The organism is Neptunomonas sp. ABH4_499, assembly GCF_056160565.1.
The window spans coordinates 216,842-232,404 of record NZ_JBSWXK010000003.1; the positions used below are offsets into that span (position 1 = coordinate 216,842).

Below are 15,563 nucleotides of genomic sequence, written 5' to 3' on the forward strand. Positions count from 1 at the left end.
TTTAGCCCTCCGCCGCACGGCCACGCTGCGGGAACAACCCACGCGGACGCTTCTGAATAAAGAGGATAATGAACACCAGCACCAGAATCTTCGCGAGTACCGCACCAGCCCAAGGCTCCAGTACCTTGTTCGCCACACCAAGACTGAGCCCGGCCACTAAGGTGCCCCACAAGTTACCCACACCGCCAAAGACCACCACCATGAAGGAGTCGATGATGTACGCTTGACCAAGGTTAGGCCCCACATTCGTCAGCTGCGATAACGCCACACCGGCAACACCCGCTACACCAGAGCCTAAACCGAAGGTTAAGGCATCCACCCGGTTAGAGCGTACGCCCATCGCTTGTGCCATCGCACGGTTTTGCGAAACGGCTCGTACTTGCAAACCCAGCGGGGTTTTCTTTAACACCAGCAAGAGCGCAAAAAACACCATTAAGCAGAAGATGATGATGTACAAACGGCTTTCGGTCAGTGCAAACACGGGGTTAATCTGGATAAGGCCACTCATCCACTCCGGTGTTTCCACACTTTTATTAAGCGGCGTAAAGATGGTGCGCACCGCTTGCTGAAGGATCAAACTGATACCAAACGTTGCCAACAAGGTTTCCAAAGGGCGGCCGTACAAAAAACGGATCACGCCACGCTCAATCGCAATCCCCACCAAGCCCGATACGATAAAGGCCGCCGGAATCGCCACAATGATCGATAGCCCAATGTGATTAGGCATCAGTTGTTGGATCACATAGGTGGTGTAAGCACCAATCATGATCAACTCGCCATGCGCCATATTGATCACGCCCATCACACCAAAGGTGATGGCAAGGCCGATCCCAGCCAACACCAATACCGACCCCAAACTTAGGCCAAAGTAAAAGGTCTCTAGGTAGGAGAAAATCTGAATCTTATCGTCGATCTGCGCCACCAAGGCTTTGGCTTTTGTGCTGATGGCCGGGGTTGGGTGAGAGGTCAGTTCATTCAGCGCGTTTTTGACCGATGGCTCTAACGAACCACCCACCGTGTCCATCGCCTGCAACACCACCGATTCATCGTCGCTTTTCAGGTCATTAATTGCCAGCGCCACACTGATCACCGCTTTGACGGTACGGTTGTCCTCTTGAACAAAGCGCTCTTTTAACAGTGCAACGGTATCAGGGGAGAGGTCATTCAACAGGTCCCGCACGGCGGATTCTCGCTCGCTGGCGTCTTTGGCATTCAGCGACAACCCCGCCAACACTTTGGAGATCTCTCGACGCAGGTTGTTGTTTATTGTGACTTTTTTGAAGTCCCTTTTGCGCTCGATGGTGACCGTATTGCCCGACAAGTCCGTCGCAACCGCGCCTGTGTCGTGATTAGGGATGATATAGAGGGTGTCGTCTTTACGATGATAGTAAAGCTGGCTGTCCATCAGGAGTGTTAGGATTTCCCGAGTGCGATCATGCTGTTGATCGGCCAATAGGTGAATCGCTTTGGATTTATCATCAAAGGACTTACTTACTAAAAGTGCAGACGCATCACCCAAGGCATCGGCATGGGCATTAACTACCATTCCCATTGCACAGATGAGCATCATCAACACACGAGTAAGCAAGGTACGGAAAGTTGTCAGGCTAGGTACCATACGAGTCTCGCAAATGTTAGGCCATGAAAAGAGGAGGCTTTCACCCCCTCCAAAGAGATTGCCCGATCAGGGCGATCAGCTTAGTAGTTCTGGCCAGAACACTTCGCTGTTTTGACGTTGTAGTTACCGCATGAAAGCGGTGAACGCCAATCGGAGATCAAGTCTTTAGAGCCTTCTAGGTAATCCGACCACGCATCACCGGCCACAGTGCCAGAGGTGTTCCACACCACACTGAACTGACCGTCGTCTTGGATTTCACCAATCAACACAGGTTTGGTGATGTGATGGTTTGGCATCATGGTGGAGTAACCACCGGTTAGGTTAGGTACGCTCACGCCAATGATCGCATCCTGTACGGCATCCGAATCGGTTGTACCGGCTTTCTTCACCGCCTCTACCCACATGTTGAAGCCGATGTAGTGCGCTTCCATTGGGTCGTTGGTAACACGGTCTTCGTTTTTGATGTAGCTGTGCCATGCATCGATGAACTCATCGTTGGATTCAGCATCCACGCTCATGAAGTAGTTCCAAGCAGCCAAGTGACCGACCAGCGGTGCCGTGTCGATACCGGAAAGCTCCTCTTCCCCCACCGAGAAGGCCACAACAGGGATGTCTTCAGCCGATACGCCTTGTGCGCCCAGCTCCTTGTAGAAAGGCACGTTCGCATCACCGTTGATGGTGGACACCACAGCCGTTTTCTTACCTTCGGAGCCGAATTTTTTGATGTCTGATACGATGGACTGCCAATCGGAGTGACCAAACGGCGTGTAGTTGATCATGATGTCGGATTCCGGAACGCCTTTGGCTTTCAGGTACGCTTCCAAAATCTTGTTGGTTGTACGTGGGTAAACGTAGTCGGTACCCGCCAGAACCCAGCGCTCTACGCCTTGATCCATCAAGTAATCAACCGCAGGGACCGCTTGCTGGTTAGGGGCAGCGCCTGTGTAGAAGACGTTTTTAGAGGACTCTTCCCCTTCGTACTGTACTGGGTAAAACAGTAAGCTGTTGGTTTCTTCAAACACCGGCAGAACGGATTTACGTGAAACAGACGTCCAGCAGCCAAACACCGCAGATACTTTGTCTTTTTCGATCAGCTCGCGGGCTTTTTCAGCAAAGAGCGGCCAGTTAGAGGCAGGGTCAACCACAACAGGTTCCAGCTTTTTACCCAGCAAACCACCTTTTTTGTTTTGCTCTTCAATCAGCATCAACATGGTGTCTTTCAGGGTCGTTTCACTGATCGCCATAGTGCCCGACAGCGAGTGAAGAATGCCCACTTTGATGGTTTCTTCTGCCAACGCCGCTTGAGAAGCCGCCGCCATTGCCATCGTACATGCCGCACCTAACAGGGTTTTCTTAAGTACCTTCACCGTAATGCTCCTTACTGTTTTTTTGTCATGTTCGGTCGTGACGCAAGCAGCGACATTAAAGTCGCACCAGAACAACTCACAACCGCGAAAGATACAAAGCACAGGCTATGCCATACCGATAAAAACCATAAAAAACAGCAAGATAAATCAAAACCTGACGAGTAAGACAAGAAACACTCGCGCCATTAACGAGCGTGCCTTTTATCCGCGCACAAGGATGCACCATTACTGCGCATCCAGAAGAATCCTTCGAAAAGTTTAAATAAACAGGAATTTTTATAAGGGAAAACAGTCACACAAGATAATCCTCTACACGGATGTGGGGATCTTTTTCAAACAGAAGGAGGTCACCGCCTTTGAGCATACTACTGAAATGGTTTAGCCGTTTTCGTTGGTTAACAGGCAATGCATTGACCATCATGAAAGCGGTTTGGGATAAACGAAGCCCATGGCAGGCCAAAGCCGCCATGATCGCGATGCTGGTGTATGCCATCAGCCCGTTAGATCTGATTCCTGAGTTTTTGATGCTATTTGGCATCATCGACGATCTGTTCTTATTGACCCTTGGGTTTAACTGGCTGGCTAAACGCCTACCCGAAGAGGTCCGTCGCGATTACGGTCTTATGACTGATCAAGCCTCAGTATAAATCCGTTATACTGCCTGCTTTGTTTTAGGCAAAGCAGGCTTTTTGTGACAACGTCTTCCCCTCACCTTGTAATCATCGGCTATGTTTGGCCAGAACCACGTTCATCCGCCGCGGGCTATCACATGCTCTCGTTTATTCAGTGGTTCTTATCCAAGGGCTGGAAAGTCACCTTCGCAAGCCCAGCCGCCTTAAGCGAGCATCGCTTTGATCTTAATTCGATAGGCGTCAGCGAAGTCCCCATCGCGCTGAATTGCAGCTCGTTTGATGGCTGGATCAAAGCGAAGAACCCGCAAGCCGTGTTGTTTGATCGCTTTATGATGGAGGAGCAGTTCGGCTGGCGCGTCGCCAAGCAATGCCCAACGGCGATCCGATTACTGGATACCGAAGATATCCACGCCCTGCGAGAAGCCCGCCACACCTTAGTGAAAGCACAAAAAGGGGATCTCGACTTTAGCCCCCTCTTAAACCCAAACACTTTATTTACCCAAATGAGCGGGATGGACAGCACACAACGGGAAGTTGCGGCCATCTATCGCTGTGATATCACATTGATGATCTCCTTGTTTGAGATGTCCCTCTTAACGGAGCAATTTCGAGTACCCGAGAGCCTACTGCTGCACTGTCCATTTTTTCGAGCACGCATCACAGCCGATCACTCACAGCAAAGCTTTGAAGAGCGCCAGCACTTTGTCAGCATTGGCAACTTTCGCCATGCGCCCAATTGGGATGCGGTGCTGTGGTTACGCGAATCCCTCTGGCCCAGCATTCGTAAACAGTTGCCAGAGGCTGAGCTGCACATCTACGGGGCGTATCCGCCGCCCAAAGCCACGGCGCTGCATCAACCTAAAATCGGCTTTCATGTAAAAGGCTGGGCGGAGGATGCAGGAGTTGTACTCAGCCAAGCTCGGGTACTTTTAGCGCCCCTTCGCTTTGGTGCGGGGTTAAAAGGCAAATTACTGGATGCGATGGAGTGCGGATTGCCTTCGGTCACAACGCCGATCGGCTACGAAGGGTTTGTGGATAACGAAGCGTCATGGCCTGGGGCCGTAGCCGATAACGATGAGGCGTTTATCCAATCGGCCATCCGCTTGTATCAAGACCAAGACCTCTGGAATAACGCCGCACAACAGGCCGCAGAGTTGCACACACAGCTTCACAACACCACGGCGCTTGAGCACTTCGGGCACCGGTTAGATACGCTGCAATCACCTGATAGGCTAACCGCGCATCGCCTTAATAACTTTACCGGACAGATGTTGATGCACCACCAACACAAGAGCACTCAGTACATGTCGCAGTGGATTGAAGCCAAAAACCGCTTAAAAGACTGATTTAAAAACTGATTTAGAAACCGGGAATACCGATAGGTCCCGGTAAGTCTGGGATGGGTGAACACCCACTAATAAGCACAAAAAGACTCAGCCATACGCCGATTTTTAACACAGATACCATTACAGATTCTCCTTAAAGTCGGCTCGAAGTATAGGCCAAAAATCGGTCGGTTTTATGAAGAACCCGCGTCAAGGGAGTCAGCAAGGCCGGAAGGCATCCCTTCACGCACCACCAACAGATCACATTGGATGTGATCCATCAGCTGCTCCGCCACATTCCCCAACAGCCAACCGCGTAAACCTTTGCGCGCCTTTGTGCCCATCACCACAACTGTGGCCTTGGTATCTTTGGCCGTTTGACTGACCCAAAAATCAGCGGGGCCTTCTCCCACCAACAATTGGGCAGGTTCTGGGTGCCAATCGTGTGTGAAACGCTTTAAAAAGTCAGTTGACTCATCGGCCATCGCTTTGGCCGATTGCTGTTTTTGCTCCGCCCCTAACATGGGTGCAGGGTAGCAGCAGGTCACCATCAGCTCGGCATCGGCTTCTTTGGCGATCAAGCCTGCCAACATACCCACGGTTTGATTCAGGGAGCGGCGGTGCTCAAGGTCGTTTTGATCCGCACGCGGGTCAAGTACCGCCAGCACGCGACCACCATCCCAGAGGCTTTCCTGTTTAACCAACAATACAGGGCATGGCATTTGGCGCAGCAGTTTCCAATCCAGAGGCAGTAGCACCCCTTTGTGATCAGGTTTGCAGCTTTTAACCACCAGCGAAAAGTGATCCTCTTGCCAGGCTTTCAGCAGCACTTCGATCAGATCCTGACCATGGATATAGTGCGACTCAATGGTCACGCCTTGCGCTTCCAGCCGCGTCGCAAACTGCACAAGCGCCGGTTCATTCACCGGGTCATTCAACCAATACAGGTCAAGTGAGCAGCGCATACGCTTTGCGATCAAACTGGCGCGCTCCAGCGCGCGGTCATCCGATTCGGTACCGCCTAAAATCACCACAATGCGTTTATTAAACAGCACGGGATTGCCCTCCTACACCCAGTAAGCGCGCCAGCGCAGGCAGTAATACCAGCGCCCCCAACATGTTCCATAAGAACATAAAGGTCAGCAAAATACCCATATCCGCTTGGAATTTGATCGGCGAGAGCACCCACAAGACCACACCAATCGCAAGCGTTAGCCCTGTAAAGGCAACCGAGGAGCCAGTGGTTTTAAGGGTGGATAGGTACGCCTCGGCCAATGTCTGCCCCTCGACCAGATACGCGTTCAAACGCGAATAGATATAGATGCCATAGTCGACACCAATACCAACGCCTAAGGCGATGACCGGTAAGGTCGCCACTTTCACGCCGATGCCCAACCAAGCCATTAACGCCTGACACAACAGGGAGGTCAAAGCGAGTGGCGCAATGATACAGACAACAGTTTTGATGGATCTAAAGGTCAGTAAACACAGGATACTCACCACACCGTACACCCACGCCAGCATCTTATACTGCGCGGTTTCGATCACTTGGTTGGTCGCCGCCTCAAAACCGCTGTTACCCGCGCCCATTTTGAACGATAGGGCTTCCGTGTTGTGAGCCAAAGCGTATTGATCAATCGCCGCCGTGACCTTCGCTAACGTATCGGCCTTGTGGTCATCCAAAAACAGAATGACCGGTAACAAGGAGCACGATGCGTTCATAAAGCCTGCGGGAACATACCCAAGGCTTGCGTTAATCACATATTGATTGCGGCTGATGGAACGCCATTTCAGGTTGCCTTCGTTTAATCCAGAGGTCACCCGTTTGGACACATCGGCCAAAGACAAAGAGCTTTGCACACCGGCAACGTTTTCCATCGTGCGCTGGAAACGCTCCACCCCTGAGAGGGTTTCGAAGCGAGTGCAGGCCTCATCAGGGGTAACGGCCATCACCACGAAGATATCGGACGAGGTGCTGTAATTAGCGCTGATAAAGGCGTTATCGAGGTTGTAGCGTGAATCAGCCCGAAGCTCGGGCGCACCCGCATCTAAATCGCCAATACTGAGTGAGCGCCCACCCACAATACCGACCACCAAGGCCACCAACGCAAAACAAAGCGCCGCCCACGCACCTTTGCCGGAGGTAAAGACCACTAAGCTGTTCCAGAAACGCCCCGAATTAATTTGAACCTGACGCATCCGCTCCACGGCGGTTTGACCTACACCACAACACGAGAGCAACACTGGCAACAAAAAGAGATTGGTTAAGATGATGACCGCAACACCAATGGACGCCGCCACGGCTAAGTCTTGAATCACCTGAATATCGATCACCATTAAGGTCACAAACCCAAGCCCATCGGAGATAAGCGCGGTTAACCCAGGGATGTAGATCAAGCGAAACGCGCGTCGTGCCGCCAGCAAGGCGGTGGCACCCAAGGCCTGTTCAAGACGGATCGCATTAAATACCTGCACACTGTGACTGACCCCGATGGCAAACACCAAAAAAGGGACCAACATCGAGTATGGGTCGATGCCAAAGCCCAAGAGTTTTAACAAGCCAAGCTGCCAGATCACCGCCACTAAGGAGCACGCGATAGGAATCAGCGTCCCCGCTACACTGCGCGAATATGCAAACAGCAGTAAACAGGTGACGCCAATCGCGATGGCAAAGAACAGCGCGACGGATTTGGCGCCATCGATCAAATCCCCAATGATTTTGGCAAAGCCTGTCACCCTGATGGTGATCTGATCCAACTGGTATTGATCACGAAGCAGGGTCTCAACCCGCTGCGAAAAAAGCGCATAGTCGAGCTTCTCACCCGTGTCTGGGTCTGTATCAAGTAAGGGCAGTTGAATCAGCGCCGATCGAAAATCGTTGGCGACCAAAATACCGACTTGGCCAGAACGCAGCACATTGGTTTTCACCTGATCCAACGCCCGATCACTGCCATCGTAATCAGCGGGGATGACAGGCCCACCGACAAACCCCTCCTCGGTCACTTCGGTCCAGCGCACATTCGGCGTCCAGATCGATTTCACTGCCGAGCGATCCACCCCAGGTATAAAAAAGGCTTCATCCGTCACTTTTTTAAGGGTGTCTTGGAACGCACTCGTGAAGATATCGCCCTCTTTGGCTTCAACCACCACCCGAATGCTGTTCCCTAAACCGGACAAATCATCTCGGTAAGTGAGGTAGTTTTCGACGTAAGGATGCGCAGAGGGGATCATCTTCACAAAACTGGCATCCGGGCGAATCTTCACCGCATTAAAAGCCAGAAACGCTGTGATCAAGGCAAACAGAGCGATCACAAAGAGGCGTTTTTCAAACAGCAATCGCTCTAGGATCTGTTCCGAAAACTTAATGGGGGCTAGCACCAGTGACGCAAAACGACTCATGGTAACTCCTTAGCAGACACCGCTTGAGATGGATCAAACGGGCGCACGCCCATCTCCCCCACCAAGTACCATTGATTGTTCCAACACGCCGCCGAACTGAAAGCTTGGCGTGCTTCGGTATTAAGCGGCGCTAAGCGCGTCTCTTTTAACGCCAACACAGTGCCACCAAAACCTGTGATTAATGTTTGAGTTGGGTTCTGATCACACTGGGCAATGTGGCTTAGGGTGTGCTCACCCGCTTCTCGCGCTTGCCAGTCACCCTCTATGGTTTTTTCAAAGAGGTGCCCACGCAAACCCGCTAACCAAAGACCACCATCGACCACCGCGACATCAAACCATGAGCCATCGTACGGGCTTTCAACACTTTGCCAGTGCTCACCCTGATCCAAAGAGGTAAAGATCAAACCGGCTTCGCCCACCATCCAAAGTGCACCCATCCATTCGGTCATGGCGGTTAAATGGAAGCGATCGGGGTTTGGCACACGGTGCGACAGCACACGCCACGTCGCCCCCGCATCGGTGGTTTTCAGCAACATGCCATAGGCACCCATCAAAAACCCGTTCTGATCATCGGTAAAATAGAGGTTTAGGATCGGTTGGGTGGGGCCCTCTTCCAAAGCGATGCTGGCGTCATCCAATAGATATTCGAACTCTTCAACGGGAAAGTCCGATAGTGCTGGATCCCCCCCTTGATCGAGAAAACCTTGGTAGGTATCCACTTGAAGTTGGTTGATGGCATTGCCATCAAGGATCATTGACCAGTGCGCGCCTGCATCTTCGCTTTTCAGCACCACGCCACCATGCCCCACCGCCAACGCATGGGTTGGGGTGATAAACTGCACAGCGGTTAACAGCTCGCTGGTTGGGATGTCGACTTGCAACCAATCGGCTTTGTTGGTTTTACGAAGTACCGTGCCTTGCTCACCCACGGCAATCACCGCCGTGTCGCTTGCGGCAATGTCCAGTAAGAGGCTGGTTTGTGCCCCTTGTGTCTGGACGGCTGGCGTCGAGAGTCGGTCTGTCGCATGGACAGTGACGTACGCGGCGGCGAGCACTAACGCCCCCGCAGATTGAAACCACGATAAAAAACGGCCCATATTCTTGAGCACACGCCCCCTCTTTTTATGATTATCCGGGCTTTACACCATTTGCCGGAATGACTGACAAGAAAGTGTAACGCATATCAAGCTGATACGCTGAGTGATCTGACCGTTTTAGCCACCTCTTGAGCAAAGCACCATCAAGCGGGACGTTCAGCCACCCAGTCACTTTCTAGATTCGGCTTCGGGCCGAAAAAACGCAATGGCATATCATCCCATCCATAGTGACATTTTCAACCAACGACCACCGAGTTAGTCCCTATATTCCCTCTTGTTCGATGTATCGCACCTGAAAAGGCAAAGTTCGCTTATGCACTTGGAATCGCAAAATTATGCCGTTTGCAGACAAAGAGCGCCGACCTAGATGACGGTGTTGAACTCAAACATCTATGGTACTTTGATTGCTCAGAACGGTTTGCAAGGACCTTTCTACAAGTAAGCACGATGATCTAACCAATCATTGATCAATAAAAAGCCGCATCATTGCACCATTAGGATTGTCTTGATGCGGCTTTTTTGTGCATATTGTTCAGGAATATAGGAGAGATACCTTTGCAAACACGCGAAAAACAAGCCGCGGTCGAGATCTTCACATCCGCCGTTAATGCTGTTGCAGGCTACTACGCCACGTTCCAATGCGTTTCAGGGTTTTCATCGTTCAAACCCGATCAAATCATCGCCGTGGGTAAAGCGGCAAGTGGCATGTGCGCGGGTGCTCTGGCAGCACTTGATAACAACTGTAACGCTTTATTAGTGACCAAATACCATCACACTGACAGCGAAATGGCGAAAGCCGATAACGTAACTGTGATTGAATCGGCACACCCAGTGCCTGATCAAAACTCACTCGAGGCGGGCCAACAGGTGCTGAGCACGGTCGAACAGATGCCAAAAGGCAGCAACCTATTGCTATTGGTCTCTGGTGGCGCATCCGCCTTATCAGAAGCGCTGCCAGAAGAGGTTAGCCTTGATGAATGGCAACAACTGACCAACAACATGTTGGCCGCAGGCTTTAACATTGGCCAGATCAACGCCCGTCGTAAAGAAACCTCTTTGATCAAAGATGGAAAGTTACTCGAACACTTTACAGGCGCGGAAGTTCGTGTTCTGGCGATCTCCGATGTAGAAGGCGATAGCATCAGCGTAATTGGCTCAGGCACTGGCGACATTAAGCGCTGCAAAGCTAAAGCCAGTGTTGATCTGATCGGCACCAACAAAGTAGCTCGCCTTGCCGCGCAAACAAAAGCACAATCGCTCGGCTTCACCGTTAAAGACAACCAAGAGATCATGTATCAAGATGTGGTCACTTTGGCAGATGATCTATACCAACGCTTAGACAACGCTGAATCAGGGGTGTATATCTTTGGTGGCGAGCCCACCGTTCAGTTACCGGAGAACCCAGGATGCGGCGGTCGTAACCAAGCTTTGGCGTTGGAGCTTGCGGTGCGCTTTTCGGGGCGCGATGACATCACCGTACTGGTCGCTGGGACGGACGGCAGTGATGGCCCAACCGACGCCGCAGGCGGTTTAATCGACGGCTCCACCGTGTCAGATAGCCAAAGCAAGCAAGCAGCCACGCAGGCACTATTGGCAGCGAACTCCGGCCACTACCTTCGCGATCACGAGAGCCTGTTTATCACAGGCCCGACCAACACCAACGTGATGGATCTTGTTATCGCCATCATCCATTAAAGCACCATCTACATGGTGGGTGTTCGCTCGCCATGCCTCACTTTTCAGGCGCTTGGGTATTTTCTTGCCCACCCCGTTAAGAAACCTTGTTTCCTATAGTAAACATTGATTTTTTGTTGACTTTATAGTTAATTCTACCCTTTGAATAACAATCACCCCACTAAGCGCTTTACTTAGCGTCATCCTTTGCGTTGGCCTGTGGGTAAAATACGCTCGGAAAAGGTATATAAAACAGATGAAAACATTTACTCGTACCCTGCTTTCTATCGGCACAGCTGTGTGCCTGTACGGCACAGCCGCTCAAGCGGACATCAAAATCGCCCTTGCGGGCCCAGCAACGGGCCCTGTTGCGCAATATGGCGATATGCAGAAAGTCGGCGTTCTGGCTGCGATCGATAAGATCAACGAAGCAGGCGGTGTAAATGGCGAGAAACTCGAAGGCGTTATCTACGACGACGCATGCGATCCAAAACAAGCGGTTGCGGTTGCCAACAAGATCGTTAACGACGAAGTAAAATTCGTTGTCGGTCACCTGTGCTCATCTTCAACGGAACCGGCTTCTGACATCTACGAAGAAGAAGGCATCATGATGATCACAGCGGCATCTACGTCGCCTTCGATCACCGAAAAAGGGTACGGCCTAATCTTCCGCACCATCGGCCTAGACAGCCTGCAAGGCTCTATGGCATCTGACTACATCATTAACGAAGCTAAGCCTAAAACGCTGGCGATCGTTCATGATAAGCAGCAGTACGGTGAAGGTCTTGCGACCGCTGTTAAAGACAGCGTTGAGAAAGCCGGCATCACTCCAGTGATGTTCGAAGGTGTCACTTCGGGTGATAAAGACTTCTCGGCTTTGATTGCGAAACTGCAAAAGAACAACGTTGACTTCGTATACTACGGTGGCTATCACCCAGAGCTTGGCCTGATCTTGCGTCAAACTGCAGAGAAAGGCTTGAACATTCAGTTCATGGGCCCTGAAGGCATCGTCAACTCTGACCTTGCGAAAATCGCAGGCGAAGCGGTAGAAAACGTTTTGGCAACTGCGCCAAAAAGCTTCGACCAAAACCCAGAAAACGCAGCGCTGGTTGATTTCATCAAAGAGCGTGGCGAAGACCCAACGGGTCCTTTCGTATTCCCAGCTTACTCGGCGGTTCAGATCATGACCAACGCGATGACCGCGACAGGTTCGACTGACCCTGAAGAGGTGGCGGAATACGTTCACAACAACGCATTCGACACTACCATTGGTAAAGTCGTATACGATGAGAAAGGCGATCTGACCGAATCTACGTTCATCGTTTACAAGCTGCACGCGGACGGTTCTAAGACACCAGCCGAGTAATACAACACCTTGAACAAGGCCGAAGCTACGACTTCGGCCGCACAGGGAAGTCAGATTCAAGATTCTCTGTCGAGAACACCCTTACTTCGTGATCCGGAGTCGGGGTGTTTGATTATTGAGCTCTTTAGAATTTTAAAACTATGTCTGAAACGCTGCTTTATCTGCTACAGCAGATTATCAATGGCCTGACCATTGGTTCCACCTACGCGCTGATCGCGATCGGATACACCATGGTCTATGGCATCATCGGTATGATCAACTTCGCCCACGGCGAAATCTACATGATCGGCTCTTACATCTCCTTCATTGTGATCGCAGGCTTGATGAGCATGGGCTTTGTCAGCTTACCCATCATTTTGCTGATCGCACTGATTGTCGCCATCATCATGGCCAGTACCTATGGCTGGACCGTTGAGCGGGTCGCCTATCGACCTCTGCGTGGATCAAACCGTCTGATCCCGCTGATCTCGGCGATCGGTATGTCGATCTTCCTACAAAACTACGTGGTTCTGGCGCAAGGTTCGCGCGATGTGGCTTTGCCACCGCAAATTACCGGCGGCTTGAGCTTTGGTGACCCATCCATCTTCGAGGTGACGGTTTCCTACATGCAGTTGATGATCTTCATCGTTACCTTTATTGCGATGACAGGCCTCACTCTGTTTATCTCCCGCTCCCGTATGGGGCGTGCGTGTCGTGCCTGCTCCGAAGACTTAGGCATGACCAATCTGCTAGGCATCGATACTAACCGCATCATCGCTTTAACCTTTATTATCGGTGCGGCACTGGCGGCGATTGCAGGTCTTTTGTTGGGCCTCTACTACGGTATTGTTAACCCGTTCGTAGGCTTTATTGCTGGCCTAAAAGCCTTTACGGCTGCGGTGCTGGGCGGCATTGGTTCAATTCCGGGTGCAATGTTGGGTGGTTTGATTTTGGGTGTTACCGAAGCACTGACCTCCGCCTACTTCCCATCAGAGTACAAAGATGTCGTCTCGTTCGGCCTTCTGGTTCTGATTTTGTTGTTCCGCCCAAGTGGTCTGCTTGGCAAGCCTGAGGTGGAGAAAGTCTGATGGGTCGTACATTTTCTAATGCGTTGTTTGCCGCAGGCGTCACTTTTGTTTTAGCCTGCATGATGCTGGGTATTCGCCTAGAAGCCGAAGGCACTCAGCTGAGTGTTACAGGCGCATCCGCAGAGCGTTGGACGTGGATTGGGATCGGCATTGGTCTGGTATTTTTATCCCAGCTCTTTTCGCATCAAATTGATGCTCTCTTTGGCAAGCTGCCGACTCAGAAGCTTGCTGCGCTGAAACCCTCTGGCGATAAGATGGATCGCGCTAAGCCATGGCTGATCAGCCTGCTGTTTGTCGGCATGGTGATCTGGCCATTTATGGTGTCCCGTGGCTCGGTCGATTTGGCGACATTGACCCTGATCTACATCATGTTGGGCCTTGGCCTAAACATCGTTGTCGGTTTAGCAGGCCTTCTGGACTTAGGTTATGTGGCCTTTTACGCCGTGGGCGCTTACACCTACGCGCTGTGCTCTGAATACTTGGGGCTGTCCTTCTGGGAGTGTTTGCCACTGGCGGCCGGTCTTGCGGCGCTGTTTGGCTTTTTATTAGGCTTCCCGGTGCTGAGGCTTCGGGGGGATTACCTAGCGATTGTAACGCTCGGTTTCGGTGAAATCATCCGAATCCTGCTCAACAACTGGACCTCCGTTACAGGCGGCCCAAGCGGTATCTCTGGCATTGAAAAACCGACCCTGTTCGGGTTGGAGTTCAGCCGCCGCGCCTCCGAAGGGGCGACAACCTTCCACGACTTCTTTGGTATTAAATACGACAGCGGCCTTAAGGTGATCTTCCTATACCTGATCGCTGTAGTGCTGGTGGCGTTTGTTATCTACGTGATCAACCGCCTGATCCGCATGCCGATTGGTCGTGCTTGGGAAGCACTGCGTGAAGATGAGATCGCATGTCGATCATTGGGCCTTAACCGTACGGCCATTAAGCTGTCGGCGTTTACGATTGGTGCTTCCACAGCCGGTTTTGCTGGGTGCTTCTTTGCGGCACGCCAAGGCTTTATCAGCCCAGAGTCGTTTATCTTTATCGAATCGGCCATCATTCTGGCCATTGTTGTACTCGGTGGTATGGGATCACAAGTGGGTGTGATCTTGGCGGCCATTGTTATGACCATCTTGCCGGAAATGGCTCGCGAATTCTCTGAATACCGCATGCTGTTGTTCGGATTGTTGATGGTGGTAATGATGCGCTGGAGACCTGAAGGTCTTGTCCCAATGAAACGACCACACTTGGAGCTTAAACAATGAGTCAGTTACTGTTAGACGTAAACGGGCTGACAATGCAGTTTGGCGGCCTGTTGGCGGTAAATAAAGTTCATCTTGGCGTGAAAAACCGCCAAATCGTATCGGTGATCGGCCCCAATGGCGCGGGCAAGACCACCGTGTTCAACTGCCTGTCCGGTTTTTACATTCCAACCGGCGGCAGCGTTGTCTTCAAAGGCGAAGAGATCGCCGGTAAGCGCGATTTCCAGATCTCCCGCAAAGGCCTTGTGCGGACTTTCCAGCACGTTCGCTTGTTCAAAAAGATGACCGTGATCGAGAACATGCTGGTCGCACAGCATCGTCACTTGAACACAAACTTATTGTCTGGGTTGTTTAAAACCAACTCGTACAAGCGCTTGGAACAAGAGGCGATGGACCGAGCTGCGCACTGGCTTGAAGAGGTTGACCTCCTTGAGTTTGCCAATCGCGAGTCTGGGAACCTCTCTTACGGGCAGCAACGCCGTCTGGAGATTGCCCGTTGCATGGTTACTCAACCAGAGCTTCTGCTTCTGGATGAGCCTGCTGCAGGCCTTAACCCGAACGAAACGAAGCAACTGGATGAGTTGATCATCAAACTGCGTGATGAGCATGAGATCTCCGTGTTGCTGATCGAGCACGATATGGGCTTGGTAATGGGTATTTCGGATCACATCTATGTTATCGCACAGGGCACCCCTCTGGCCGATGGCACCCCAGATCAGATCAAAGAGAACCCAGACGTTATCAAAGCCTACTTGGGAGAAGCCTAAT

Annotated in this window: 12 protein-coding genes; 7 read left to right on the plus strand and 5 right to left on the minus strand. The window is 51.6% G+C overall.

Annotated elements, in window-relative coordinates; all coding sequences use genetic code 11:
* Position 1: 1 nt before the first annotated feature.
* Together urtB and urtA are read right to left on the minus strand one after the other, a co-directional pair.
* Positions 2-1,618 carry an urea ABC transporter permease subunit UrtB gene (gene urtB / locus ACXAF9_RS04360; RefSeq protein WP_475070901.1) on the minus strand — a complete coding sequence of 539 codons (1,617 nt, stop codon included), beginning with the start codon at positions 1,616-1,618 and terminating at the stop codon, positions 2-4.
* Between the two features lie 80 nt (positions 1,619-1,698).
* The gene (urtA, locus tag ACXAF9_RS04365; protein WP_475071127.1) at positions 1,699-2,943 is read right to left on the minus strand and encodes an urea ABC transporter substrate-binding protein; all 1,245 of its coding nucleotides are present in this window, start codon (positions 2,941-2,943) and stop codon (positions 1,699-1,701) included.
* A gap of 398 nt (positions 2,944-3,341) precedes the next feature.
* Between urtA and ACXAF9_RS04370 the strand changes: the two genes are divergently transcribed.
* On the plus strand, positions 3,342-3,632 hold the full coding sequence (locus tag ACXAF9_RS04370) for a YkvA family protein (protein WP_475070904.1): 291 nt from the start codon (positions 3,342-3,344) through the stop codon (positions 3,630-3,632).
* A gap of 44 nt (positions 3,633-3,676) precedes the next feature.
* Complete coding sequence (locus ACXAF9_RS04375) at positions 3,677-4,963, plus strand: glycosyltransferase (RefSeq protein WP_475070907.1); 1,287 nt, start codon at positions 3,677-3,679, stop codon at positions 4,961-4,963.
* A 173-nt stretch (positions 4,964-5,136) separates the two neighbouring features.
* Here the strand turns inward: ACXAF9_RS04375 and ACXAF9_RS04380 are convergent, their stop codons facing one another.
* The 3 genes from ACXAF9_RS04380 to ACXAF9_RS04390 are packed head-to-tail and all read right to left on the minus strand — an operon-like array spanning position 5,137 to position 9,450.
* Positions 5,137-5,997, minus strand: a complete 861-nt coding sequence (locus ACXAF9_RS04380) for a universal stress protein (RefSeq protein WP_475070909.1) — start codon at positions 5,995-5,997, stop codon at positions 5,137-5,139.
* Positions 5,987-8,341, minus strand: a complete 2,355-nt coding sequence (locus ACXAF9_RS04385) for an efflux RND transporter permease subunit (RefSeq protein ID WP_475070911.1) — start codon at positions 8,339-8,341, stop codon at positions 5,987-5,989. The genes ACXAF9_RS04380 and ACXAF9_RS04385 overlap by 11 nt, the downstream gene beginning before the upstream one ends.
* The gene (locus tag ACXAF9_RS04390; RefSeq protein WP_475070916.1) at positions 8,338-9,450 is read right to left on the minus strand and encodes a WD40/YVTN/BNR-like repeat-containing protein; all 1,113 of its coding nucleotides are present in this window, start codon (positions 9,448-9,450) and stop codon (positions 8,338-8,340) included. The genes ACXAF9_RS04385 and ACXAF9_RS04390 overlap by 4 nt, the downstream gene beginning before the upstream one ends.
* Before the next feature lie 543 nt (positions 9,451-9,993).
* On the opposite strand from ACXAF9_RS04390, the gene ACXAF9_RS04395 reads away from it, so the two are divergent.
* From ACXAF9_RS04395 to livG, 5 genes are all read left to right on the plus strand, one after another.
* Positions 9,994-11,133 (plus strand): glycerate kinase type-2 family protein, encoded by a 1,140-nt coding sequence (locus ACXAF9_RS04395; RefSeq protein WP_475070919.1) that lies wholly within the window; start codon positions 9,994-9,996, stop codon positions 11,131-11,133.
* Between the two features lie 235 nt (positions 11,134-11,368).
* Positions 11,369-12,478: a high-affinity branched-chain amino acid ABC transporter substrate-binding protein gene (locus ACXAF9_RS04400; protein WP_475070921.1), complete on the plus strand. Its 1,110-nt coding sequence runs from the start codon at positions 11,369-11,371 to the stop codon at positions 12,476-12,478.
* Positions 12,479-12,618: 140 nt separating this feature from the next.
* Positions 12,619-13,545 (plus strand): high-affinity branched-chain amino acid ABC transporter permease LivH, encoded by a 927-nt coding sequence (gene livH, locus ACXAF9_RS04405; protein ID WP_475070924.1) that lies wholly within the window; start codon positions 12,619-12,621, stop codon positions 13,543-13,545.
* On the plus strand, positions 13,545-14,798 hold the full coding sequence (locus ACXAF9_RS04410; RefSeq protein ID WP_475070927.1) for a high-affinity branched-chain amino acid ABC transporter permease LivM: 1,254 nt from the start codon (positions 13,545-13,547) through the stop codon (positions 14,796-14,798). Before livH ends, ACXAF9_RS04410 begins: the two co-directional genes overlap by 1 nt.
* The gene (gene livG, locus ACXAF9_RS04415) at positions 14,795-15,562 is read left to right on the plus strand and encodes a high-affinity branched-chain amino acid ABC transporter ATP-binding protein LivG (protein WP_475070929.1); all 768 of its coding nucleotides are present in this window, start codon (positions 14,795-14,797) and stop codon (positions 15,560-15,562) included. The genes ACXAF9_RS04410 and livG overlap by 4 nt, the downstream gene beginning before the upstream one ends.
* Position 15,563: the final 1 nt, after the last annotated feature.

What these genes read in the sequence shown, in the direction of transcription:
- urtB (WP_475070901.1), bottom strand. Translation starts at nt 1,618, where the DNA reads ATGGTACCTAGCCTGACAACTTTCCGTACCTTGCTTACTCGTGTGTTG.
- ACXAF9_RS04385 (WP_475070911.1), bottom strand. Translation starts at nt 8,341, where the DNA reads ATGAGTCGTTTTGCGTCACTGGTGCTAGCCCCCATTAAGTTTTCGGAA.
- urtA (WP_475071127.1), bottom strand. Translation starts at nt 2,943, where the DNA reads ATGGCAATGGCGGCGGCTTCTCAAGCGGCGTTGGCAGAAGAAACCATC.
- ACXAF9_RS04410 (WP_475070927.1), top strand. Translation starts at nt 13,545, where the DNA reads ATGGGTCGTACATTTTCTAATGCGTTGTTTGCCGCAGGCGTCACTTTT.
- livH (WP_475070924.1), top strand. Translation starts at nt 12,619, where the DNA reads ATGTCTGAAACGCTGCTTTATCTGCTACAGCAGATTATCAATGGCCTG.
- ACXAF9_RS04400 (WP_475070921.1), top strand. Translation starts at nt 11,369, where the DNA reads ATGAAAACATTTACTCGTACCCTGCTTTCTATCGGCACAGCTGTGTGC.
- livG (WP_475070929.1), top strand. Translation starts at nt 14,795, where the DNA reads ATGAGTCAGTTACTGTTAGACGTAAACGGGCTGACAATGCAGTTTGGC.